Annotated in this window: 20 protein-coding genes and 1 riboswitch; of the genes, 9 read left to right on the forward strand and 11 right to left on the reverse strand. The window is 46.0% G+C overall.

The window, feature by feature from the left end:
* Positions 1-61: 61 nt before the first annotated feature.
* Both V7R88_RS11410 and V7R88_RS11415 read right to left on the reverse strand, forming a co-directional pair.
* Positions 62-613 (reverse strand): ECF transporter S component, encoded by a 552-nt coding sequence (locus V7R88_RS11410; RefSeq protein WP_003642106.1) that lies wholly within the window; start codon positions 611-613, stop codon positions 62-64.
* A complete protein-coding gene (locus tag V7R88_RS11415) occupies positions 610-1590 on the reverse strand; it encodes a nucleoside hydrolase (RefSeq protein WP_054395824.1) in 981 nt (326 codons plus the stop codon). The genes V7R88_RS11410 and V7R88_RS11415 overlap by 4 nt, the downstream gene beginning before the upstream one ends.
* A gap of 20 nt (positions 1591-1610) precedes the next feature.
* Positions 1611-1655: riboswitch (PreQ1 riboswitch) on the reverse strand.
* Between the two features lie 356 nt (positions 1656-2011).
* On the opposite strand from V7R88_RS11415, the gene V7R88_RS11420 reads away from it, so the two are divergent.
* On the forward strand, positions 2012-2551 hold the full coding sequence (locus tag V7R88_RS11420; protein ID WP_054395826.1) for a dihydrofolate reductase family protein: 540 nt from the start codon (positions 2012-2014) through the stop codon (positions 2549-2551).
* A 63-nt stretch (positions 2552-2614) separates the two neighbouring features.
* Here V7R88_RS11420 and V7R88_RS11425 read toward each other — a convergent pair whose 3' ends face one another.
* Positions 2615-3781: a cation:proton antiporter gene (locus tag V7R88_RS11425; protein ID WP_054395828.1), complete on the reverse strand. Its 1167-nt coding sequence runs from the start codon at positions 3779-3781 to the stop codon at positions 2615-2617.
* 195 nt (positions 3782-3976) lie between these two features.
* Between V7R88_RS11425 and V7R88_RS11430 the strand changes: the two genes are divergently transcribed.
* Positions 3977-4654 carry a YczE/YyaS/YitT family protein gene (locus tag V7R88_RS11430; protein ID WP_003642110.1) on the forward strand — a complete coding sequence of 226 codons (678 nt, stop codon included), beginning with the start codon at positions 3977-3979 and terminating at the stop codon, positions 4652-4654.
* 68 nt (positions 4655-4722) lie between these two features.
* The gene (locus tag V7R88_RS11435; protein ID WP_003644751.1) at positions 4723-5649 is read left to right on the forward strand and encodes an AEC family transporter; all 927 of its coding nucleotides are present in this window, start codon (positions 4723-4725) and stop codon (positions 5647-5649) included.
* 262 nt (positions 5650-5911) lie between these two features.
* On the opposite strand, the gene V7R88_RS11440 is transcribed toward V7R88_RS11435, so the two are convergent.
* The 4 genes from V7R88_RS11440 to V7R88_RS11455 form a co-directional block, all read right to left on the reverse strand.
* Positions 5912-7312: an aspartate ammonia-lyase gene (locus V7R88_RS11440; protein ID WP_011101929.1), complete on the reverse strand. Its 1401-nt coding sequence runs from the start codon at positions 7310-7312 to the stop codon at positions 5912-5914.
* Between the two features lie 323 nt (positions 7313-7635).
* Positions 7636-8601, reverse strand: a complete 966-nt coding sequence (locus V7R88_RS11445) for an IS30 family transposase (protein WP_033609918.1) — start codon at positions 8599-8601, stop codon at positions 7636-7638.
* A gap of 953 nt (positions 8602-9554) precedes the next feature.
* Positions 9555-10742, reverse strand: a complete 1188-nt coding sequence (locus V7R88_RS11450; RefSeq protein WP_011101930.1) for an MFS transporter — start codon at positions 10740-10742, stop codon at positions 9555-9557.
* A 118-nt stretch (positions 10743-10860) separates the two neighbouring features.
* On the reverse strand, positions 10861-11523 hold the full coding sequence (locus V7R88_RS11455) for an HAD family hydrolase (RefSeq protein ID WP_054395830.1): 663 nt from the start codon (positions 11521-11523) through the stop codon (positions 10861-10863).
* A gap of 213 nt (positions 11524-11736) precedes the next feature.
* Here V7R88_RS11455 and V7R88_RS11460 point away from each other — a divergent pair, with 213 nt between their 5' ends.
* Positions 11737-13221: an MDR family MFS transporter gene (locus V7R88_RS11460; RefSeq protein WP_011101931.1), complete on the forward strand. Its 1485-nt coding sequence runs from the start codon at positions 11737-11739 to the stop codon at positions 13219-13221.
* Entirely contained in the window at positions 13218-13718 is a 501-nt protein-coding gene (locus V7R88_RS11465) for a DUF4811 domain-containing protein (protein WP_003644815.1), read from the forward strand. The genes V7R88_RS11460 and V7R88_RS11465 overlap by 4 nt, the downstream gene beginning before the upstream one ends.
* A 58-nt stretch (positions 13719-13776) precedes the next feature.
* On the opposite strand, the gene V7R88_RS11470 is transcribed toward V7R88_RS11465, so the two are convergent.
* Complete coding sequence (locus V7R88_RS11470) at positions 13777-14340, reverse strand: GNAT family N-acetyltransferase (RefSeq protein WP_054395832.1); 564 nt, start codon at positions 14338-14340, stop codon at positions 13777-13779.
* A gap of 83 nt (positions 14341-14423) precedes the next feature.
* Positions 14424-15434, reverse strand: a complete 1011-nt coding sequence (locus V7R88_RS11475; protein WP_013355871.1) for a YeiH family protein — start codon at positions 15432-15434, stop codon at positions 14424-14426.
* Between the two features lie 116 nt (positions 15435-15550).
* Here V7R88_RS11475 and V7R88_RS11480 point away from each other — a divergent pair, with 116 nt between their 5' ends.
* Positions 15551-16378 carry a LysR family transcriptional regulator gene (locus tag V7R88_RS11480; protein ID WP_003642119.1) on the forward strand — a complete coding sequence of 276 codons (828 nt, stop codon included), beginning with the start codon at positions 15551-15553 and terminating at the stop codon, positions 16376-16378.
* Positions 16379-16462: 84 nt separating this feature from the next.
* On the opposite strand, the gene asp1 is transcribed toward V7R88_RS11480, so the two are convergent.
* Both asp1 and V7R88_RS11490 read right to left on the reverse strand, forming a co-directional pair.
* A complete protein-coding gene (gene asp1 / locus V7R88_RS11485; protein ID WP_054395834.1) occupies positions 16463-17971 on the reverse strand; it encodes an accessory Sec system glycosyltransferase Asp1 in 1509 nt (502 codons plus the stop codon).
* On the reverse strand, positions 17968-19512 hold the full coding sequence (locus V7R88_RS11490; RefSeq protein ID WP_054395836.1) for a glycosyltransferase: 1545 nt from the start codon (positions 19510-19512) through the stop codon (positions 17968-17970). Before V7R88_RS11490 ends, asp1 begins: the two co-directional genes overlap by 4 nt.
* A gap of 308 nt (positions 19513-19820) precedes the next feature.
* On the opposite strand from V7R88_RS11490, the gene V7R88_RS11495 reads away from it, so the two are divergent.
* From V7R88_RS11495 to V7R88_RS11505, 3 genes are all read left to right on the forward strand, one after another.
* Positions 19821-20804 carry a LysM peptidoglycan-binding domain-containing protein gene (locus V7R88_RS11495; protein WP_054395838.1) on the forward strand — a complete coding sequence of 328 codons (984 nt, stop codon included), beginning with the start codon at positions 19821-19823 and terminating at the stop codon, positions 20802-20804.
* A 466-nt stretch (positions 20805-21270) separates the two neighbouring features.
* Complete coding sequence (locus V7R88_RS11500) at positions 21271-22335, forward strand: LysM peptidoglycan-binding domain-containing protein (protein WP_057717782.1); 1065 nt, start codon at positions 21271-21273, stop codon at positions 22333-22335.
* A gap of 181 nt (positions 22336-22516) precedes the next feature.
* Positions 22517-23017 carry a methylated-DNA--[protein]-cysteine S-methyltransferase gene (locus V7R88_RS11505; RefSeq protein WP_054395842.1) on the forward strand — a complete coding sequence of 167 codons (501 nt, stop codon included), beginning with the start codon at positions 22517-22519 and terminating at the stop codon, positions 23015-23017.
* Positions 23018-23224: the final 207 nt, after the last annotated feature.

The raw sequence follows: 23224 nt of genomic DNA on the forward strand, positions 1-23224 counted from the left end.
TCGGCCCGCTGGAAAAAGTGCGAGTTAGCGTAAACATGCTTAGATTTAGTCATCCGTTCAACTAATTAGCTTGCGGCAATTTATATCGCAATGCGCGGTAAACAAGTGCGACCACGTACACTGTGATAAACCGATCTAAATAATCCGTTCCCACTTGTATCAAGAAGACGGCCATCGTTTTGCCCATACCGGTACCTAATAATAATTGGACTAGCATGCTCGAACCAGACGATGTGATGCCATGAAATAAGATGACCGTAATCGCCGTGGATAAAAGTGTTCCGGGAAGTGAAATAACACCAGCTAGCCACCAATTTGACCGCCACGTGCCCGGCTTGATTCGCCGATATAGCAGACCAGCAACTAACCCAGTCAGCAGTTGAACGGGCATGAAGAACAGCGAGTACAGGTCTGTCGTCGCACCCACGATAACTCCGGTGGCACCCCCGGCCAACATTCCACCCAGTGGTCCAAACACAGCAGCAGCCAAAACGGTACCAATTGAATCTAAATAAATCGGTAATTTTAACATCAAGGCAATGTTACTGCCAACAATATTCAGGGCAATGCAGAGCGCCAATAACGTAATTGCCCGCGTTTTTATTCTCTTCATGCACTCACCAATTGGTGCAAGACTTGCGTTAAATCAGGATCAGCCGCACCGACCACAGTCGTTAAGAACAACCGCCAAAAAGCTACGACGTCAACCTTCGTCATGATTTGACTATTGGGTGTGTTGTGCCAGAAATCATGATCATCCACGATTGACTGCCCACGCGCGATACCATCCGTCACAACCGTCGTGTAGCTTTCAAAGCCACTCAGAATCGTTGGGTCAAGCATTCCGGCCACGGCCAACGGATCATTGATCACACAACCAATAACCCGTTCATATTCCCAATGAAAGTCAAAATAGAAGGTTGTAATTTTCTCAACAAACGCCCCCATTGCTGGATTGACGTCTTTAATATACGTTAATAAACTGGGTGTCAACACGATGTTACGCGTGACGTCTAAACCAACCATCTGAATGGGAACAGGCATCAAGTCAAAGACGACCTTGGCCGCATCCGGGTCACACCAGAAGTTGTATTCAGCTACTGGCGAACAATTCCCGTGACTCCGATAACTTCCACCCATCAGTGTAAATTGATCGACTTGTTCAAATAAGCGTGGATCACGTTGCAGTACCGTTGCAATGTTCGTCAACGGTCCCAACGCTAAAATCGAAGTATCAGGTGCTTCAATCAGCGTCTCTTCAATAAAACCAGCGGCATCTTGAATCGGTCGTACCGCCGTTACCGCTGGAATCTGACTATTCCCTAAACCATCATCGCCGTGGGTGTCTTGCGCACTCGTATAGGCGACTTCCAATGGGCGATTAGCGCCCAAATAGACTGGAATATCCAATCGATCAGCCAAATCTAAAATTTTCAGTGCATTTTCCGCACCGATATGGGTTGGCACGTTCCCACAAACAATTGTAATCCCAATCACATTAAGTGCCGGTGATTTAAGCGCCAATAATAGTGCTAAACTATCATCGATCCCGGGATCACAGTCAATAATAACGTTACGCGTCGCATTCATTCTCTTACCTCCGATAACTGAAGTTCTTGGTTTTTTATCCTGGGAAGTTTACGAACCAGGCCAGCTCGCCTAATTAGGTCAAACTGTATGTGATGAAATGCTAATCCAATTATAGCGGACGGTGGGGCCCTTGAAAACCACCAATCGTTACTCCGACTCACATCTTGATTGCCGCATGCTACTTCTCCGACAATGATCACCACGACCTGCTTAACCCGCTGTGAATACTCATCCCCATTAGCCCCGCAACATCATTATTTGCAGTATTCATACGCTCCCAGCGACACCTTAAGTAGTTTCCCACCTCCCATTTCGAACCAATTATTTAATTATGTTACTGAACTTTTACCGGAGTTCAGCAAGTGAATGACAGGAAAACATGGTACAATATGACTACTAAAGATAAAGTAGGTGTCGAATCATGCGTAAAGTTCAGTTTTATGGGGCCATTTCAATTGACGGTTGTTTAGCCACTAAGGATAATCGGCTGGACTGGCTGTTCAAAACAGCTGGTGCCAACGATGCCCCCACCGAAGCATTTATGCAGCAAGTTGATACCGCCATCATGGGCCGCCATACTTACGAATACACGATGGAACAAACCACTGATCAACTCATTAATCCATATAATCCGGCGACCCACAATATTGTCATGACTTCCCACCCCCACACCGGCGATGAACGCACACAGTTCACCAACACGCCCGTCACGGAAATCGTCGAAGACTTGCGCCGTGCCACTGGCCAAAATATTTGGATTGTGGGCGGTGCTGGCGTCTTAATGCCGTTATTAGCTGCTGATTTAGTTGATGAACTCTACATTCAGATTGCACCGGTCATTTTGGGTGATGGTATTCCCTTATTTAAAGCAATTGACCAGCAACAGCGCTTTGAATTAGTTGACACCAATCGATATGGTCAGCTCGCCGAAGTCCACTATCAACGTTTAACAACTGAATAATGTCGTGATTAAAAAATCCCAGCCCGTTTGCAACACGCAAACAAGTTGGGATTTTCAATTGCTTTAAGCTTCACGTTGGCGTTTAACCGCCTGACGAAGTAATAGCGGTGCAATCAGCGTCGTTAAAATGATTGCTGTGATGACTGCCGAATAACGATCAGCTGATAGTAATTTACCTTGATAACCTATCTGTGCAATGATCAGGGCCATCTCCCCACGTGACACCATGCCGGCGCCAATCTCATAGCCGCTTAACCAATTAAAACCCGCTAACCGTGCGCCGCCCCCGGCACCAATGAGCTTAGTGGCAATTGCCGCAACGGTAATCACAACGATGAACCAAAAATCGTTCAAGAAACCATTGAATGACATATTCAGCCCAATACTAACGAAAAAGACTGGGATAAATACAGCATTACCAATGGGTTGAATATGCTCATCGATAACTTCATGATAGTCCGTCTGACCAACGGCGATACCGGCAAAGAACGCGCCAATCACAGCACTTAAACCGATTGCGTCCGCTAAGTATGAGAGTCCAAAACAAATCACTAGTGACATCAGCGTGATGGAGGTTGGAACCAGTAGGGCATTCCCCACGGCCATTAAATGTGGCACCACCCACTTGACCACAAAGTACAGCGCCACAAAGAACGCCAACTGAATCGCCAGCGAGAGTCCCAAGTTGGTTGAGGCATGACTACCGCCACCACTGACTTCACTGCCAAATAAGCTGATCATCAAACTCAGAATCAAAACAGCCAGGACGTCATCAACGACCGCTGCACCTAAAATCGTCGTTCCTTCTTTACCATCGAGAGCGCCTAACTCTTTGAGAACCGCGACTGAAATCGAAACCGATGTGGCCGCGAAGGTTACGCCCAAGAACAAACTTTCAGTGGCGTTAAGGTGAAATAGTTGGCTACACCAGTCAATCACCGCAACGGGTAGAATGACCCCCAGGACCGCAACTAACAAACTAGGACGCCAATACTTCTTCAGCAATTTCAAATCGCTCTCTAAGCCGGCCATGAACATTAAAATAATCACGCCAAGCTCCGCGAAGTCTTTGATAAAACTTGTTGCTGAGACCCAACCTAATACGGCTGGACCAAGTATAATTCCACTTAACAATTGGCCAATCACCGCGGGTAGGCCCATTCGGACACTCAGGTGACCCGCAACCGCCGTAACAATTAAAATCAACGCTAAACTACCAACGTAATCCATTAAAAACCTCCTAAAAAAGGGCACTGCAAGCTCTGACTACCCAACCCAAAAGTAGTCCGAATTCTTGAAGTGTCCTTCAACCGTAAAATCTATTGTGCAATTAGTATAGCATATTTTTATGAGTCTAGCCGTGACATCTACTTATGAAAGCGGTTATAATAACTCATATACTGTTAACTGAAAGGTCGCTTAGTCGTGTTGAACATTCCTGATTTTCGTCAACGTTTTGGTTTTTTAGTCTTTTCCATTATTCTGAATTCTGCTGCCAACGCGCTCACCATCGCCACCAGCCTAGGCAGCGCCGTCTGGACTGGCTCCAGCGTTAATCTAGCTGACTGGACCCATATTTCATTAGGAACCACCTTATTACTGTACGGTGTGGTTGTCACGATTCTCAACCAACTTCTGTTAGGTCACTTTGATCGGCGGCGGTTTATCTCCAACTTGCTCTATATCGTGCCCTTTAGTTACCTGGTCCAATTTATCGGCTACTTTTGGGATTGGCTACAGATTCCCGCCCTGCCCCTGTTACCACGCTTGATTCTAAACGTGCTTGGGCTATTAGGCGTTGCGGCCGCCGTCTCGATTTACCAGCGTTGTAATTTAATTCAGCATCCGAACGATGATTTATCGTATATCTTACGCTTTCGGTTTTTACATGGTTCCGCTATTATTGCCCAGTGGACTAGTTATTTGCCACCTCTGACGATTATCGTCGTTTCATTCTTCGCCACAGGTCATTTGCGCGCCATTGGCTTCGGGACGGCCTTTGCCCTAATTGCTCAAGGTGCCATCATGGGGTGGTCCGATCATCATGTATTTCCCCATCTCAAACATCACGTGGATATTGTCCAGGCGCATCATCCGGCCTAAATGAATCTTGACAAAGTTCAGGCCAAGCCTCAATAATGAGAGTATTCTAATTTATTGGACTGAAGTAAATGAATTTAACGCAACTAACTAGTCAAATCATTTTGATGTTCATTCTCATGCTCGTCGGCCTGCTCGTTAACAAGCTCGGCTTCATGCATGCCCAGACTTCAACTGATTTAACCAACATCCTGTTATACATTGTGTCACCTTGCTTGATTATTCAAGCCTTTGAAAAGACATTTTCAGCCGACCGCTTACAAATGTTAGCCCGGGTCATTGCTGGAATTGTGATCATTTATGTGCTCATGATTATTGTGACGCAATTACTATTCAAACGTGTCTCTGACCAGAATTTGCGTCGCATTATGCGTTACGGTGCCGTATATTCTAATGCCGGTTTTATGGGGATTCCATTAACCAGCTCCCTATTCGGTGCAACTGGCGTATTCTATGCTGTTGCCTCGTTAGCGGCCTTCAATATTTTTAGCTGGACTCACGGTATCACCCTCTTCACCGGACAACAGGGCAATCGGCGGGATAATCTTAAACAGATCGTCTTTAATCCGAATATCATCGCCATTGTTGTTGGGCTACTGATCTTCGTAACCTCGCTGCAACTGCCAACGATTGCCAATAGCGCTATTAAATATGTCAGTTCGGTCAACACACCCCTGTCCATGATCGTTATTGGGAATAGTTTGGCAGACGTTAAACTTAACCGTGCAACACTCGATAAACGTCTTTGGTTAGTCATCTTATTGCGCAATTTATTGTTTCCATACTTGGCGATTGTTGTCCTCCAGCTAATGGGTATCACTGGCATCCCATTATTCACCACAGTGTTAATGGCTGCTTGCCCAGTCGCCGGAATCGTCGTCTTGTTCTCGCTCAAAGTCCACGGTGATCCCGGGCCAGCCGTTGCCCTAATGAGCATCTCAACGATTTTAAGTGTCGTTACCATTCCAATCGTTTTTGCTTTGGTCAACTTACACTAATGTGCCTCGCTGCTTTTAGTTAAGACTAAGTAAACGGCAACTAAAAATGAGCCATCAGAATTTTTCATTCTGGTGACTCATTTTTAATGACTAGCATTTGAGATACGGCTTAAACTTGGATCCACTGCGTTTTAGTAATTGGCAGAAAGCGCGCTAACTTGGGGTTGTGCTAAGCCGTGCGACGTCCATTGGCTTTAAATTGGCTGGTGTCAACCTTCAGCACTAGCCTATCTCAGCCATGAATTGCACTGCAAAACAGTGGCTACTTTGCAACCGCTCGTAGTTGTTCAATAACCTCTGGACGTGGCTGAGTTAGTCCGGCCGGTGAAAACAGCTGCTCGACCAAATCATCGCTAAGCAAGCGACGTCGATGTAATAATTCAGGAATTGCTTGGTTAGTGGTGAGCGCTTCTTTAATCAGCGCGGTAGTCGTCTCGTAACCAAGGTATGGCGCCAAAACAGTTGCCGTAATGGCCGAATGTGCCACTTGATCTGCACAGCGTTGGCGATTGACCGTCAATTGCCGCACACAGTGATCGACTAATGTAGTCAAGGCCTGCTGTAAATGCTGCTCACTGGCTAGCAATGCCCGTAACATAATTGGTTCAAAAGCGTTTAATTCCAATTGGCCCGCTTCCGCTGCCATTGTTACCGTCGTGTCGTGACCAATCACTTCAAACGCAACTTGGTTAACAACCTCCGGAATAACCGGATTGATTTTACCTGGCATAATAGAAGAGCCTGCTTGCTGCGCGGGCAAATTCAATTCACCAAAGCCAGCTTGTGGGCCGCTCGCCAGCAATCTTAAGTCATTGCTAAACTTGGAAAGGTCAACGGCTAACGTCTTCATGGCCGCAGAGAATTCCACGAACAAATCGCAGTTTTGCGTTGCATCGATCAAGTCTGGTGCGGCTACTAAATCTAAATCAGTATTTTGATTTAATTTCACTAAAATCTGCTGTTGATACGTGTGAGTCGCGTTGATGCCGGTACCGATTGCAGTCCCACCCAAATTTACGATTCGGAGATGTTCGCCCGCCTGCCGTACACGGGTCAAATCACGCTTGAATAATTGGTAATAAGCATGAAAGGTCCGCCCGTACGTCGTCGGTACCGCATCTTCAAGCTGAGTTCGGCCAACTTTGATGGCATCTTGATAACGCTGCGATTTAACCAGTAACGTTTGTACCAACCGGCTGAGTGCCGTTAATAGTCCTGGGAGTTGCATGCAAAGCGCCATTTTACCGGCCGTTGGAAAAGTATCATTGGTTGATTGTGATTGATTAACATCATCATTGGGATGAACGGCAACTGCCGGCATCAACCGGTGAGCCAAATTAGCCACCACTTCATTGACGTTCATGTTAGCCGAGGTCCCAGCACCCCCCTGAATCGCTGGCACAATGAAGTTATCCGCGTAACGCCCCAGTAGTAACTGATTACATGCCGCAATAATGGCGTGTGCCTTATCATTAGACAAAGTTCCGGCAGCCGCATTCACACTGGCCGCCGCTTTCTTGATTTGAACAAGACTTTGCATGATCAGTGGATGCATCAATTCCGTCGTAATCGGAAAATTATGAACGGCACGTAACGTATGAATTCCATACAAAGCATCATCCGGAACAGCTAACTTACCAATACAATCAGCTTCAATTCGCATAGCAAAACCCTCTTATTTAGATTTCATGTTACATCTTCTAACATGAATAATTAGAGTTTAGACCATTTTCTCTGAAATACAATCCTTTTAATTGATTTACGACTAATATTAAGTTCAACGCCAATTATGGTTAATATTCATTAAGCTCATCATCAGCATACTTCATATTAATTAACTGTCCCCTACTGCCAGCGCCTATACCAATCATTAAGTTATTACACAAACATCAACAGCCTACTTAACAACAGGTATCGTGCTAGTCATTTTAGGATTAATCATGATTAAAACGTGTCGTTTTTTAAGTCCCGAATTGTCAAATTAAGTTAGAAATTTTTTAACTGTTCATCTGTAATCTGACTGATGAATGCTTCCAGAGGTGTCTGGTAACCCAAACTTTTTCGTGGGATGTGGTTTCGTCGACTGGCAACTGCTTGAACAAATCTATCTGATAGCTGGTCCATAATAAGATTGTGACGTAAACCATCTTTACGCAGCAGACCATTGGTGTTCTCATTTAAACCACGTTGATTGGGTGCTCCGACAGCGGCAAAGTAAATATTTAAATCAAATTGGTTAGCAATGGTTCGCCAACCGGCGAACTCCTTACCATTGTCAAACGTAATTGACTTAAATAGGTGTCGTGGCAGCTTCGAAAGCCATCCTGCTAAACTACGATTGACATCGTGTGCCGACTTGGTATGCGAATTCAGCACAATTGCGACCTTAGTTTGTCGTTCAACCAGCGTGGTTACCGCACCCTGATGGTTTTTACCTTGAACCGTGTCACCTTCTAAATGGCCGAATTCTTGATTAAAATTAGGATAGTCCTGATAACGATTCTTTAAATCCCTGCCCAATTGACCCGCTTTCCCACGGCGTTCAATGTAACCATTAGGGTGCCGTTTGCCGTGCATCGGTAAATCTTTGGTCGACAACCCCAAAACACCGCGTTTGAAAAGGCGGTAAAGGGTTCGAACCCCACAGCTGAAAGCCCGTTCTTGGCGATTAATAATGGTATCTGGTTGCCAACCAGCTTGAGTTTTGGCTTGAATATAGGCCAGTTCATCAGGGCGTAGTTGAATTGGTTTACGCCCACAATGTTGTTTATGCTTTCGATAGTGGCATTGGTAATCAATAATCGTACCGCCAGCGTCAAGAAACCGATAAATACGATACACAGTTTCAGCACTCCGATGGAGCGCTGGGGCCACTAGATAAGCCTTTTTACCGAGTTTCCAAAAAGAATAAATTGTGGCAAGTTCGTCTATGGTAAGATGAGTATAGGTCATTTGTGATCAGCCTTTCTTTTGATTTTGACACTCAAAAGTCTATCACAAATGGCTTTTTAAATTTCTAACTTAATTTTACAAACCGGGAGTTCAAAAACGGCCAGCTAAAAACCGCTGGAAATAGGTGCGAGTGGGCGTAAACATGCTTTTCAAGTTCGTCCTACGCCGACTTCCAGGCATTTCTGCCAATTGCTGGAACGCGGTGGACACAGATTTAAGCCGAAGCCCACGTCTTAAATACTGGTCTTCCACGCTTTAATGCCATATTGGTGAAACGTGTTCGGGTCAGACTGAGACTTGCGGTTAGCTACGCTATGACGCCAAGCGGAAATTCACCGCTTAACGCCCTAGCTAGGCTAATCCTCAGTCTCAACTCGTCTGAACCTCACACTCTTGCAGTGCTGAGTATTGGCCGAAACGCCTTCCAGTCGGGACAGTGTTCGAATGGCGGACATGTGCGTACCCAACTTTTGGTAAATTCGTCATTGTTTTTCATAAACAATAATTTTATCAATCAACTATCAGGGTGAAAATGATATTAGGATGTCTCACTATTCCTCAATCAACATCGTAATAATTGGCCGTCTCGACAAAGTGGTTAATACAACCCTAACGTTTCGTTTAAAGTTCCCGTATCAAAATAGCCAACAACAGATTGTGCTAAGTTAAGTGGCCGTTCATTAGCCATTCGAGCGGGTTCCCGACTGTAGGGGCTGGGTGACAATGCTCAGTAGCCAAATTATTCTTAGTCGGAAGTGATTTTCTTCCGGCTTAGAATAAGACTCGTATTTGAGATGACGCGGGTTATGCGTTAGCTCAAATCGACGTCGGCTGCGTTCCAGCAATTGGCACCCAGCCCCGGAGGTCGGAATAGGACGCACACCGGCTGACGAACAACAATCTAAACTTGACACGTTTCAATCATGATTCATGACCGATTAACTAATACACTGCTAATGTTGCGCTTGTCGTGTCACCACCCGTGGATAATGAACAAAGTGGGCATAAAAGCCAATCATTAACACGACGACCGCTAACCCGCAGACGCCGTTCCAACCAGCTAAATCCCATAAGACGTTGCCACAAAATGAACCTAGGGCGCCACCCATGAAGTAGCCAAACATGAATACCGAATTGAAACGGCTACTGGCATGGACATCAATGCTTTGAATCCGTGTCTGATTCGCGACCTGCCCGAATTGAGTACCTAAATCAAGAATGACAATACCAATAATTAACCCCACCAAATGCGTACCACTCAGCCAAAACACTACGTAGGCTAATGTTGATAACACTAGACCCAAGCCGATAATCGTTCGGGGCCGAAAACGATCAGCTAGACGGCCAATTAAAGGGGCTGCTAACACACCGGTAACACCTAGCAACGCAAGCAGACCAGCTTCACGACTTCCCCACCCGTATTGATGTTGCAAGTAAAAGACGAGGGTTGCCCAGAAAATATTAGAAACACCAAACAAGACAAATCCGTTAACAGCCGACGCTCGCAAAACCGGATAGCGTTTTACTAACTGAGGTACTGTCTGAATCATGGCTTTATAATTCGTGGTATGTGTCGTCACGGGATCATGCGGTAATTTTCGCCACAAGACGAGCCACAATCCTGCAATCAAGATAGCGGCAATCAGATAGACCATCTGCCAAGGCAAATAGCTCGCAAGTACCCCACTGACAGTTCGTGACAAGAGAACCCCCACGAGCAAGCCACTCAGGACGTTGCCCAAGACTTGACCACGCTGATTACGAGGTGCGAGAAAGCCGGCGTACGGAATAATAACTTGTGGTGCCACTGAGGTTATCCCAATCAGTAAGCTTGCCAAGGCGTACACCCAAATATTGGGAGCCACGAAGGCTAGTAACGCTGAAATGATTGCGAGTACCAGTAAGCGCATAATCAACATTCGGCGATTCATGATATCACCCATGGGTACAATTAAGAGCAACCCGAAGGCATAGCCTAACTGCGTCAGCATTGCCACCGCGCCAATAACGGCGTTTGGGAGATTAAACTGTTGCGCAATGTCCGCCTCAATCGGTTGAATATAATTAATATTAGCCACTACAATGGCCGCGGAGATCGCCATTAATAGGACCGTACTTTTATTTAAAGATTTTGAATTCACGTTAATTTCCTTTCCAATTTTGAGATTTAACAGCTTAGTCAAAATTAGAAAGCTTGTTCAGCCCTGATGATCAACCAGTGTTTTAACTGTTGATCAACGGGGACACTACCGCGCACGCCTAGTTAACCCACTGCTTAGCAGCGGCCAAATCAGTAACCATATGGGTCGGCCGTTCAGAACTAGTCGGTTGTCGCTGATCACGATTAATCCAAATCATCGGCCACTGCATAGCACTGGCTGGAACAACATCGGATTCATAGCCACGTGCAATATGCCAATGATTATCTGCCGTTAACTTAAAACGCTCTTGAACCGTTTCAAAGAAAGCTAACGCTGGTTTGTAAGCTTGAATGTCTTCAGCCGTAACAACCGCTGTGAACGACACCTTTAAAGCAGCAATGTTGGCCGGCATGATATCCCAGGAAGAATTCGACATAATAATCAATTGATAGCCCAATTGCTGCCAGGCTATTAAGGTCGGTATAACATCGGCGTATGGTAATAGGTGTCGTTGCACTTCCAAGCATTCAACGTAATGACTTTCAAAGAAGTGTCTCTGTTCAAACAATCGATCTAAATGCTTAAGATCAGCCCGGACTAATGTTGAATAATCTAGATAAGGATTGACACTGGCAGGATCGTCCTCATAAGTCGCGTAGGCTTTGCGAACCGTTAGTGGGTCTAAACCAACCGCCAATCCTAAATTAGCCACCCATTGATACAGCGGCTCAGTATTAATTAACGTCCCGTAACAATCAAATGTTAAATATTTTTTGGTCATATTTTTTAGCTTCCTTACTGAATGTCGATGAATTGTGCTGGCTATCATTAGCACGACTCACCACAAATTAACTAATATTATCTATTTCATTTTACCACGACACCGAACACTCAGCAGACCGCCCCAGTACCAATTAATAGGCCTAGGACTTGCATCGTGATATACTTATTGATTGTGCATTATTACAGAATTTATAAAAGAAAGGACGGTATTATGCCAACTCAAAATTCAACGTTGCCGCTTGATGCCAACGGCCAGCCCTATCACCGGACTTGGCTTGTATTGACTTTACTTGTCGGGACGTTCACCACCTTCATTACCCAAACACTATTAACGACAGCTTTTCCAACGTTAATGGCCGATTTTCATATTTCAGCAACCGCCGTTCAGTGGTTGACCACTGGTTTCATGTTAATCATGGGAATCATGATTCCCGTCAGTGCCTGGTTACTGACCCGAATCAATTCCAAGTATTTGTACTTAACAGCCATGCTTATTTTTGGTCTGGGAACTACGCTGGCGTACTTTGCCGTCAACTTTCAGATGTTGCTGATTGCCCGAATGATTCAAGCAATGGGCGTCGGAATTTCCGCCCCAGTGTTTCAAACAATCATGTCTTCAGTTTATCCACCCGAAAAACGGGGTTCCGCAATGGGGACAGCCGGAATTGTTATTGGCTTAGCACCCGCCATCGGACCGACACTCTCTGGCTGGATTATTGATAACTATTCCTGGCGGGCACTCTTCTTATTCATCCTGCCAATCAATATTCTAGTCATCATCGTTTCATTCTTCACTTTACGGAAAGTCTTACCAACTTCCAAACAACCAATTGATTGGTGGTCAGTCTTGATCTCAACAATTGGTTTTGGCAGTATGTTATACGGCTTTTCATCCGTTGGTAATGCTGGTTGGGGCGACCCAGTCGTTCTCACAACTTTAGTCATTGGTCTGATTTTCATTGGTCTATTCGTCTGGCGGCAACTTCACATGGATCAGCCATTATTGGAATTACGTGTCTTCAAGATTCCGGCTTTCACCCTATCCGCAATCCTGACCGCCCTCGCTTACATGGCTATGATGGGCGTCGAAATGATTTTGCCAATGTATATTCAAACGGTCCTCGGTCGTTCAGCAATGGACTCTGGATTGATTTTATTACCTGGCGCAATCATGATGGGGATTATGAGCCCCATTACTGGTCGCATCTTTGACCATATCGGTGCCCGCAGACTAGCAATGACGGGGATGTTACTCCTAACGCTAGGAACTGCTTTCTTCCTATCAATTAGTGCCACGACCCCAATCTTATGGATCATCGTTGTTTACGCCATTCGGATGTTTGGCCTGACCATGGTTACCATGCCCGTCACAACGACCGGGATCAATGCGTTACCTTTCCGGCTGATTTCCCATGGGACCGCCGCCAACAACACCCTACGTCAAGTCGCAGCTTCAATGGGGACGGCCGTTTTAATCAGTGTCTACTCCAGCGTCGCTAAGTGGCAAATGCCGGGACATCAATTACTGACACAGGCACCTTTGAAATACCGTCAGGACGGAATCACCGCAACCTTAACTGGTTATCACATGGCGTTCGTTGTCTCACTCATTTTTTGTGCGATTGGCTTTGGGATTACCTTCTTCTTAAAAGCCAATCATTCAAAAACCATTAGTCAGGAGGATGATGCCGCATGATCATTGTCTTACTAATTCTGGCAACCTTTGTCTTTGCTGGCACGATGATTTTTTCACCGGCAGGCCGTAACCGTCTCATTGCCATTATCATTAGTGGCCTCATTATTGCCACTAGCCTCATCGCCCTCGTCCTAAACGACAATTACCATTGGGGCATGCACGAGGTCACCCGCACGCAGATTCAAGACTTAGCCCCGCTAAAATCCAAACAAGTAGCGTTGCGGGTCCAGCAACTCGGAACAGGGTCTGAACGCGTCATCAGTTACCGGGTTGCAGCCGCCACTAAAGTCAGTCACACGGTGACCGCAACCACCACAACAACTAAACTGACTAGCGGTTCACCCGCGCAGGTTCAACTAAAGACCACGACTTGGCAGTTCAAAAATCACCTGACACACGTGTTATTCAGCCTAGGAAATACCAAGACAAAAATTGTTCAACGCCAATATTTGTTTACAATTCCTAAGACGTGGCAAGTGGTGACAGTTAAAAATTAGACGTTAATAAAACTGACTAACCATCTTGGCTAGTCAGTTTTATTTTGTTTAATCGTCATCACTTGTGGCGCTTCGCCAGCCAATCAACCGCTGAAACCTGATACACATTCTCATCATGATCGCCATCCAATAAGTGCTGACCACCTGAATGCTGAATCAAAAAGCCAAAGCCCGCCCGTTGCGCCACCGCATTGCTTGCCTGATTGTCCACCGCCGCACGAATCCGCAAACATTGCCGATGATACTGATTAAAACCCAAATCACAAACGCCACGGACGGCAGCCGTCATGACGCCGCGTCCCTGAAATGGTCGTCCCAACCAATAGCCGATGTTGGCACTGTGGTCGTTATCATCGAAGTGGTCACAGCTAACCATTCCCGCAACCCGTTGTTCAACGACAATGACTAGGTTGAGCGCTTGCGACCATTGTAACTGAAGCTGTGCTACGGTTAAAAAGCGTTGTTCATCCGCCACCGTTTGAATTTTAGCCACCCATGGCAAATAATACTGATACTGCGCACGATTAGCGGTTAATAATGCTAGTAATGCCGGCGCATCGCTTTGGGGTAGCGGTTCTCGCAATTCAATCGCTGGTGTGACTCGATAAGTTAGCATGAACATTCCTACTCTCTTAGATGAAAAATCGCAATCATGATTAATTGAATGATTAACCATGATTGCGATTTAAGTGTCTCAAAACCCAATTAATGTTGCAGTAATAACGTAATTAAAATCAAGGCGCTGACGACCTGAATCGTCCCCACGCCTAAGCCATACAGTGCTAAGCGCTTGCCAGCTTTCATAAAGTTAACAAGATTCAAACGTAACCCGATAGCTGCTAACGCAATGATTTCAAACCAACTGCTGATTGTATGAGCCGTTGCGCCAATAATTGCTGGTAACGAAATCAAGCTATTCAATGCACATAAGATTAAGAACCCGGCCACGTACCATGGTAACCAATGACCGTTCCCATTACCACTGACGACAGCATCCTCAGCCAATTCATTTTCAATCGTGCGTTGGTGTAACCGGCCAAAAATCAAAACAACGACGACTAGCATCATAATCCGCATAATTTTGAAAATCGTTGCAAATTGAACCGTTGTTTGATTAACCATACTAGCTGCGGCCACTACCTGCCCAACTGATTGTAAAGTTCCCCCAATCAACGCCCCTTTAAGAATGACACTGCCACCAAACACGGCCATTCCTAAGACCGGTAACGTTAACATCAGCACTGTCCCCATCAAGTTAACTAAGGTAATGACAGTCCCCTTATCATCTTCATCCGCGTCAATAACGGGGGCGATTGATGCAATCGCCGACGACCCACACACGGCGTTACCGCCGGCCATCAACATACGTACCGACTGACTGAAACCCAGCTTACGCCCTAACCACAAAGCCCCAACAATCGTAATCGTCATTTGGCAAAGAATAAAGAGCACGCCGAACCCACCAATTTTGCCGATTGTCTGTACCGTCATCGTCGCACCGAGCAACATCACGGAATATTCCAACAGCTTACTTTCTGCGAACTTAGTCCCCCGACCAAGTTGCGGTTGTTTCAGAAACGTATTGCCACCAATGATTCCTAGTAGAATCGCGATAGTAGCCGCACCTAACGCTGGCACAAATTGCGCCAATCCTTGACTAATAATTGCAATGACCAGACTGGTCACTAACCCCGGTAAAATCCCTTTGACCTTCATTCGCTTTCTCCCATCTCTATCTCGATGCTTTTAAGTATACGAAAGTTATTTACATTTGAGAAATAAATTATTATGATAGTTACTATTAATAAACATAATAGTTAGGGGTGAACACAATGTTTAAACAATTGGAAACGTTCTGTGCGGTATACGAAACTCGCAACTTCTCCCATGCCGCCGAGCAACTTTTTATTTCCCAGCCCACCGTCTCAACACAAATCAAACAACTTGAAGCCGATTTACAAACCACGCTCTTAACACGTAACGGGCGCCAAGAAATCGTTCCTACTGCCAGTGGTCAGCTCCTCTATCAACAGGCTCAAAAGCTGTTAACAACTTGGGCCGCTACCAAAACAGCGGTGCAATCACCACGCCACTTGGTGAAAGTTCCTTGCCGGATTGGTGCCTCACACACAACTGGGCGTCTGATTCTACCCACCTTATTAGCCAATTTGAGTGCCGTCAGTGATCGCTTTGACTTTCAAGTGACGCTTGCCAATTCGGCCGAAATTTTGACCGCTATGTCCCAACACAAACTGGACTTTGGTTTAGTTGAAAAGCCACTCGTTACTGACCAGCTCAATCGCTTGCCGTTTGGTCACGATGAGCTCGTCCATGCGGGCGACTTTGCCAGTCCCCTCTGGCTGCTACGTGAACCTAATTCCGGTGTGCGTCATTATACCAACGCCTTTTTAAAAGCTCGCAACATTCAGCCAGCACAAGTCATGGTCATCCACAGTAACCAAATCATCGCGGACCTCCTCGCTCATGGTATCGGCCAAACAATTATTTCACGTCACGTTTTAAGCAACGAGATTCCCATCGAACAGCTAAGTGCTCATTACCAACGCCAATTCTTTTTACTGACTAACACGCAACCGGCGGCGGCACTGCGCCCCGTACAGACTGCAATTACCCAGTACCTAACAACGTGGTCAGATTAGCGATCCCCGCCGTTGTTATTAGGTCTTTTTGACATTAGCGTTTAAAAAATGGTCTGACCACTAAAGTCAGACCATTTTTGATATTCACTGAACAACCGGCTGCCACTGTTGCCAAACTTGTTCATCACTATATTGTTCACTACTCCGATAGGCCCCCTTGCTAAGTCGTTGCTGACGTTGCGGACTTTCAAGTGTTCGGGTCAGCGCTCTGACTAGTTGGTTGACGACACCATCCGTGACCAGATAACCATTCTTGCCATCCTTCAAAACATCCTTAGGGCCATAGTTAATATCATAAGCAATTGCTGGCACACCATGACTAAGGGCTTCAATTAACGATAATGGCTGCGCATCACTTTCACCAGTATAAACGTAGGCACCGGCCTGATCATAAGCCATTGTTAAGTTCGGTTGATACCCAGCAAAAGTCACGGCGGTCTCTAAGTGCAACTGGGACACTTGCTGTTTTAGACGGTCAAGCTCACCACCATACCCGTAAATCACTAAGGTCGCATCCGTAATCTTATGGTGCACTTGGTCAAAAGCTGTCACTAGCTGATCGACGCGCCGTTCCGCATCCAAACGGCCGGTATAAATAATTTCATGCGCATGACGTTCACTGATCGAAATTGGTGCGTGTTGAGCTTGCTGTTTGGAAACAATGGCTGCTGAAATCGTCAGGATTGGGACACTCGGTTGACCACCGAGCCACTGCGTCAAATCTTGCTTCTGTTGTTCGGTACTCGTAATCACACCGTCCCAAGCACTCAGAAACTCGTGCAGGCCATAAACATACGCGTTATTCAAATTAGAATAGACTTGATCACGCGGATCGACTGCATGTGGCGTGGGTAACCACAAATATTTTTTAGCCGCCGTCTGCATGTTCACCACCGGCCACTGAGCAGCTAACGGCCGATCCGCAATAAAGACGTTGTTTTCATCATATTGCTTGTTCAGTTCATCTAAGAAGAACCGGTACCATTCTTGTTCACCATTAAAGTAGTAGTCACGGCCATGATAATTGATAAGATGGCACAACGAAACATAATTAGTCCCATTATTATCATGCGTATAATACTGTTCGGCCATCCGACTACCATCTGGTCGATAGAAAATATCCGTGATTGGTTCCCCGGCTGACGAGAAGAATTCATCACGGGCCTTAAAGCCCCGTTCATCATAATCAGTACGCTGAACAAGATTATTGAAGTGATCAAAAATTTCAATGAAGTACACATGCCCCACCGTGCTGGGGACAAAGTGGACCTTAGCAACCAGCCGATCACCAGCTCGCACCTCACTGACATTGGGGTCCGGCTTAATGTCATAGGCAGTTGGCCAGTTCAAATCAGCCATCTTGATGACCCGACTGGAAAAGCTGGTCGTTTCACGAAAAAAGTCAAACAAGTTGGCCATCTGATCATCGGCAATATTGAAGCGCCGCATATTCTGATGTAACAAACCATCGAATTGACGCGTTACTAGTTTAGCCGGTGCCTGATGATCTTTAAACAACTGGAGCCGTTTGAATTCGGCATGTTCCACACCAGAATTTAACGCCATTAAATATTGGTTCACAAAAAAATTCATCGCTGTGTTGCCCCCTCAACTTGATAAAAATCGGCTGCGGCTTTCATGAGTGGTTGCCACTGTTGCCAAACAGCCGTTGTGCTAAAGCGTTGGGCATCTTGATAAGCCTGTTGACTATACATGGCTAACTTTTTCGGCTGCGTTAACAAGTCGATCATCGCCGTAGCCAACGCATTTTCATCATTGACCGGCACCAATTGACCATCGCGACCGTCTTGAATAATATCACGTGGCCCATATTTGACATCATAGGCAATCTGGGGCACCCCATGGGCCTGACCTTCAAGCAAGGCAAGTGCAAAACCTTCTGCCCGCGACGTTAACATCGCCAACTGCGCATCATTATAGACAGCTGTTAAATCGGTCGTATAATCATTAAACGTAACTGCCGCTTTCAGTCCCAGCTGTTCCACAAGTTGATGCAGTTGTTTGCCGGTATCACCATTTGCATAGCCCCAGAAATCAAGGGTCGCATTCGGCACTTGGGCCAATACCTTTTTGAATGCCCGGATCACCTGATCTTGTTGCTTTTCTTCGGCTAAACGCGCCACAAAAATAATCTTGCCTGCGGTGCGCTGATCAAAAGATGGCTTGGGCGCATTCAAAGTCGCGTCATCGACAATCCCAACTGGAATCGTATAAACGGCGGGTTGATTGCCAAAGCGGGCTTGAAAGTCAGCAGTTTGTTGCTTAGTCGACGCAATGACGCCGTTCCATTGGTCTAGGTTATTGAGCGCGTAAGCATAATTAAAGTTGAGACTAGCCGTCTTAGGATGTGCTGGATCATTAACGTGATTACTGTGTAAGTGCATGACTTTAAACGCTTTAGTTCGCATGTGAAGTGCGGCGTAAGCCAACTCATACGTCCGATCAATGACAAAGACCGCATGCGGCGTCCTCCGATTAAGTTCATCGAGGAAAAAGGTTGTCATTGCCGTTTCACCAGCAAATGACCAGTCTTGCCCCTCATAATTAATGAATCGATAAAGTGAATTTTGGACCTGATTTTGTCGATCTGCCATATGAAATGTCTGATAGACAACCTCCCCGTCCGGATTAAAGACTTGTTCACTTGCTACTTGTCCATCAGCGGCATAGAACTGTTCAAGCCCTTTAAATCCCCGGGTATCGTACCAATCGGTCTTCACTAACTTACCATTTTGATCATAATATTGGACATTGTTCAGTTGTTTTTGAGTGTTCAGAAATGTATTGACCTTCATTAATAATTGGTCATTTTGATAAACTTCATAATGACGCCCAACGGATTGCACCCGCAAGTCCGGTGCTAGATGCAGATCTTCAATCGTCATCTTAGTCGTTGGCCGTTCACTGGAATGCTGAATGAAATCAAACAGATTAATTTGATTTTCAGCCGCAATTCCCGCTGACTTCAAGGTTTGATGTAATGACAATGAAAAGAATCTGGTCACCATCTTAGCAGGAACGTGATGCTGGTTAAAAAGCGCCAGCCGTTTCATTTCAGCATGTTCAATTCCCGATTTTTTCGGGTTAATGCTGGTATTCACAAAATAATACATTATTACTCGCTCCCTTACACGACGTTCTGCTTAACGGTTTCGATTATAACAAATTTTACTGAATTAATAAGAATATCGCTCACAGCTTTAAACCATTTTTTAAGTTACCTTCTGAATTTTACCGCGAGTGTGATGATAATGTGGCGAAAACATGATGAAAGTGTTAACTTGTTACACCATGTTACTTTATTACAAAATTGGCTCAAACCGTAATCTGTTATTTATTGCTTTGCAATCTGCGGTCGGTATACTAATCACCATTCAATCGAAATAACAACACAACTTTTATAGGAGTGACTGATTAACTTATGAAAATTAAAAATGCCCTATTAACTTCATTGGCAGCTACCGGTCTGTTAGCTTTAGGTACTACCGTTGCTAATGCCGATACCGTTGTCGTTAAAGCTGGCGATACTGTCAGTGAAATTGCTTTAACGCATAAGACGACCATCAAAGCGATTCAAAAAGCCAACCATTTAAAGAACGTTAACTTGATCTATATCGGTGACAAACTGGAAGTCAACGGCAAACACCACGCAACCACGGTTACTGCCCAAGTACCAGCTAGTGCTGCTTCAAGTACGGCTAGTTCGACCAGTACTGCCAGTTCAACGGCCAACAGTACTAGCACCCAAAGTGCCAGCAGCGCATCCGTTAGCAGCAGTACAAGTACGTCAGCAGCTAGCACGGCTACCAGTTCGTCAACGACAAGTGTCACCTCAAGTAGTGCTGCCAGCTCATCAAGCACAAGTGCTGCTTCAAGTAGCGTGACCAGCACGTCAACCGCCAGCGCGGCATCAAGTAGTGCCACCAGTTCATCAACCAGCAGTGCTGCTTCAAGCAGTGCCGCCAGTTCGTCAACTAGCAGTGCCACTTCAAGCTCTGCAACGAGCCAAGCTAGCACGGCATCAAGTTCAACCGCTACTTCCGCATCTATGACGAAGTTGAGCAACACCACTGCTTCCAGTGCCGCCAGCACAAGTACGGCAGCCAGCAGTAGTGCTACCACTTCAAGCAGCACCACAACGAGCACTAGCAGCAGTTCATCAACAACTAGCACATCAAGTAGTGCTGAAGCTGCCGCAAAAGCCTGGATTGCCAACAAGGAATCCGGTGGCTCCTATACCGCATCTAACGGGAACTATTATGGTAAGTATCAACTCAGCAAGTCACTTCTAAACGGTGACTACTCAGCTTCTAATCAGGAAACCGTCGCTGACGAATACGTGGCTTCACGCTACGGTTCATGGGTAGCGGCCAAGGCCTTCTGGGAAGCCAACGGTTATTACTAAACACATTCATGCACAACTGAACATACAATCAGCGCGGTCCTATATGGGGGCCGCGTTTTTCTGTTGCCATATAGGTGCATCGGACTTGCCTGACTGCAAACTGGCAATCCCCCCATGATCGGCCCTTATTGCAGTCCTTCATCAACCACTATGCAAATGGTCTGCTGTAAAGTCGAACACGTGCAAGCCGCAGTCAATTTGGGAGGGCTTTTCAAAAGTCCAATTCTACCATGCCCCCCACCGTCAACGTAATCACGTTACGCAGGTCACTACATTGACACACTCGTCACTAAGATTGCATTGCAAATTAGCGGTAATGTAAGCGTTAATCTGTTACACTATGTCTTAATCGGGCATGTTTTATTTTCTAAAAAGTCCGTCAGTAAGCAAATTGCGCTTAACGAACCGCTTACATGATGGTAAACTTTAAGGGAAGTCTAATCTAGTTTGGGAGTGAATCAATTATATGAAAATTAAACACCTATTATTATCCTCATTAGCAACAACTGGTGCCATTGCCCTTGGTGCAACTGCTGCTAAGGCCGATACGGTGACGGTCAAGGCTGGTGACACTGTCAGTGAAATCGCAGACACTCACAAAACAACCGTTGCCGCCGTTCAAAAGTTGAACCATTTGAAGAACGTCAACTTAATCTACGTCGGGGACAAACTACAAGTTAACAAACACCAGACAGTTAAAATGACACGGGCCACCACCTCAGTAGCCACGCCAAGCACGACGACTACAACAACTAGTGCCGCCGTTCAAAATCCTACTAGCACCGTTACCGCCACGTCAACGGTTAGTCAAAGCACAGCGAGTCAAGCCAGTGCCAGCTCAGTTACCAGTGCAGCCAGTCAAAGCAGCACATCAGCCGTTAGCCAGAGCAGCACGAGTCAAAACAGCGCCAGCTCAGTTACCAGTGCAACGAGCCAAAGCGCGACGTCGGCCGTTAGCCAAAGCAGTACTAGTCAAGCTAGTGCTAGTTCAGTCACTAGTACGACGAGCCAGAGTGCAACGTCGGCCACTAGCCAAAGTAGTACTAGTCAAGCCAGTGCTAGTTCAGTCACTAGTACGACGAGCCAGAGTGCAACGTCGGCCGCTAGCCAAAGCAGTACTAGTCAAGCCAGTGCTAGTTCAGTAAAAAGTGCGGCTAGTCAAAGTACAACGGTAACCAGTCAAAGCACGACGACCACCGCTAGTTCAGCCGCAACTAGTAGTGCAAGTACTAGCAGCACAACTGCCAGTCAAGCTAGCTCAAGCACGGCCAGTTCAACAACAAACACGACAACCAGCTCGACTAGTACATCTGAGGCTGCTGCCAAGGCTTGGATTGCTGCTCGCGAATCTGGTGGCTCCTACACCGTAACCAACGGTATTTACTATGGTAAATATCAACTTGGTCAATCCCTCTTAAATGGCGATTATTCTGCCGCCAACCAAGAAGCGACTGCCGACGCATACGTCGCTGGCCGTTACGGCTCATGGACTGCTGCTAAAGCGTTCTGGCAAGCAAACGGCTGGTACTAATCAGCATCTGCAATTATCAAATTCAAGCTTTATCATTGACATCAAAGCCAGTGCGAACAATTAATCGTTCGCACTGGCTTTTTTCATTAAAATATAGCAGTGATGTTCTGATTTAATCAGGTCGTCACACCACCAATTCTGTTATACTAACGCTATCCTAATTGAGACGGAGGGCTCACACATGCACTTAACATTGACCCAAACAACCATTAACCAGCAAACTTACTGGCTGGGCACAACGCCCACCGGCTTAGGCTTTGTCGGCCGTGCCAACGGTCCACGCGACGAATGGCAAGCCTTCTTCAAATCCGCTAATATTCATTATGATCAACAAGCTAATCAACAGGCCTGTCAAGAATTACATGATTACCTAACTGGTCAACGCCAGCATTTTGACATACCCCTCGACCAAACGACGGGCACCCCTTTACAACACCAAGTTTGGCAAGCTTTAACCCGTATTCCATACGGTCAAACTGCAACTTATTCACAACTCGCCACAATGATCAATCACCCTACCGCAGTCCGAGCTGTCGCCAGCGCCGTTGGTAAAAATCCACTCCTTATTGTGATCCCCTGCCATCGTATCCGCCGCAAAGACGGTCAACTTGGCGGCTATCGTGGTGGTTTGCCAATGAAACGCGCCCTATTAGCTCTTGAAAACGCCTGCTTGCCCAAATAAGCTTCACTTAGAACCAAGCGCACGCCCTTGTCACACCGAATCAACTATGTCATCATAAAATCAAACAATGATTGCTAATAGTTATTAGGCCTAATTAGGATTAAAACGTGCCAATTGTGTAAGTTCAAAAGCAGCCAGCTTAGGCCCGCTGGAAACAGTTCGAATTAGCGTAAACCTGCTTAGTTCGTTCGTCCTACGCCGACTTCC

The organism is Lactiplantibacillus argentoratensis, assembly GCF_037290055.1.
Lineage (GTDB): Bacteria > Bacillota > Bacilli > Lactobacillales > Lactobacillaceae > Lactiplantibacillus > Lactiplantibacillus plantarum.

Bases quoted from the DNA above. Each gene is read 5' to 3' on its own strand.
- V7R88_RS11465 (WP_003644815.1), top strand. From the start codon at position 13,218: ATGATCATTGTCTTACTAATTCTGGCAACCTTTGTCTTTGCTGGCACG.
- V7R88_RS11440 (WP_011101929.1), bottom strand. From the start codon at position 7,312: ATGCGAATTGAAGCTGATTGTATTGGTAAGTTAGCTGTTCCGGATGAT.
- V7R88_RS11505 (WP_054395842.1), top strand. From the start codon at position 22,517: ATGCACTTAACATTGACCCAAACAACCATTAACCAGCAAACTTACTGG.
- V7R88_RS11500 (WP_057717782.1), top strand. From the start codon at position 21,271: ATGAAAATTAAACACCTATTATTATCCTCATTAGCAACAACTGGTGCC.
- V7R88_RS11420 (WP_054395826.1), top strand. From the start codon at position 2,012: ATGCGTAAAGTTCAGTTTTATGGGGCCATTTCAATTGACGGTTGTTTA.
- V7R88_RS11480 (WP_003642119.1), top strand. From the start codon at position 15,551: ATGTTTAAACAATTGGAAACGTTCTGTGCGGTATACGAAACTCGCAAC.
- V7R88_RS11490 (WP_054395836.1), bottom strand. From the start codon at position 19,512: ATGTATTATTTTGTGAATACCAGCATTAACCCGAAAAAATCGGGAATT.
- asp1 (WP_054395834.1), bottom strand. From the start codon at position 17,971: ATGAATTTTTTTGTGAACCAATATTTAATGGCGTTAAATTCTGGTGTG.
- V7R88_RS11495 (WP_054395838.1), top strand. From the start codon at position 19,821: ATGAAAATTAAAAATGCCCTATTAACTTCATTGGCAGCTACCGGTCTG.
- V7R88_RS11425 (WP_054395828.1), bottom strand. From the start codon at position 3,781: ATGGATTACGTTGGTAGTTTAGCGTTGATTTTAATTGTTACGGCGGTT.
- V7R88_RS11415 (WP_054395824.1), bottom strand. From the start codon at position 1,590: ATGAATGCGACGCGTAACGTTATTATTGACTGTGATCCCGGGATCGAT.
- V7R88_RS11460 (WP_011101931.1), top strand. From the start codon at position 11,737: ATGCCAACTCAAAATTCAACGTTGCCGCTTGATGCCAACGGCCAGCCC.
- V7R88_RS11475 (WP_013355871.1), bottom strand. From the start codon at position 15,434: ATGAAGGTCAAAGGGATTTTACCGGGGTTAGTGACCAGTCTGGTCATT.
- V7R88_RS11470 (WP_054395832.1), bottom strand. From the start codon at position 14,340: ATGTTCATGCTAACTTATCGAGTCACACCAGCGATTGAATTGCGAGAA.
- V7R88_RS11455 (WP_054395830.1), bottom strand. From the start codon at position 11,523: ATGACCAAAAAATATTTAACATTTGATTGTTACGGGACGTTAATTAAT.
- V7R88_RS11435 (WP_003644751.1), top strand. From the start codon at position 4,723: ATGAATTTAACGCAACTAACTAGTCAAATCATTTTGATGTTCATTCTC.
- V7R88_RS11445 (WP_033609918.1), bottom strand. From the start codon at position 8,601: ATGACCTATACTCATCTTACCATAGACGAACTTGCCACAATTTATTCT.
- V7R88_RS11410 (WP_003642106.1), bottom strand. From the start codon at position 613: ATGAAGAGAATAAAAACGCGGGCAATTACGTTATTGGCGCTCTGCATT.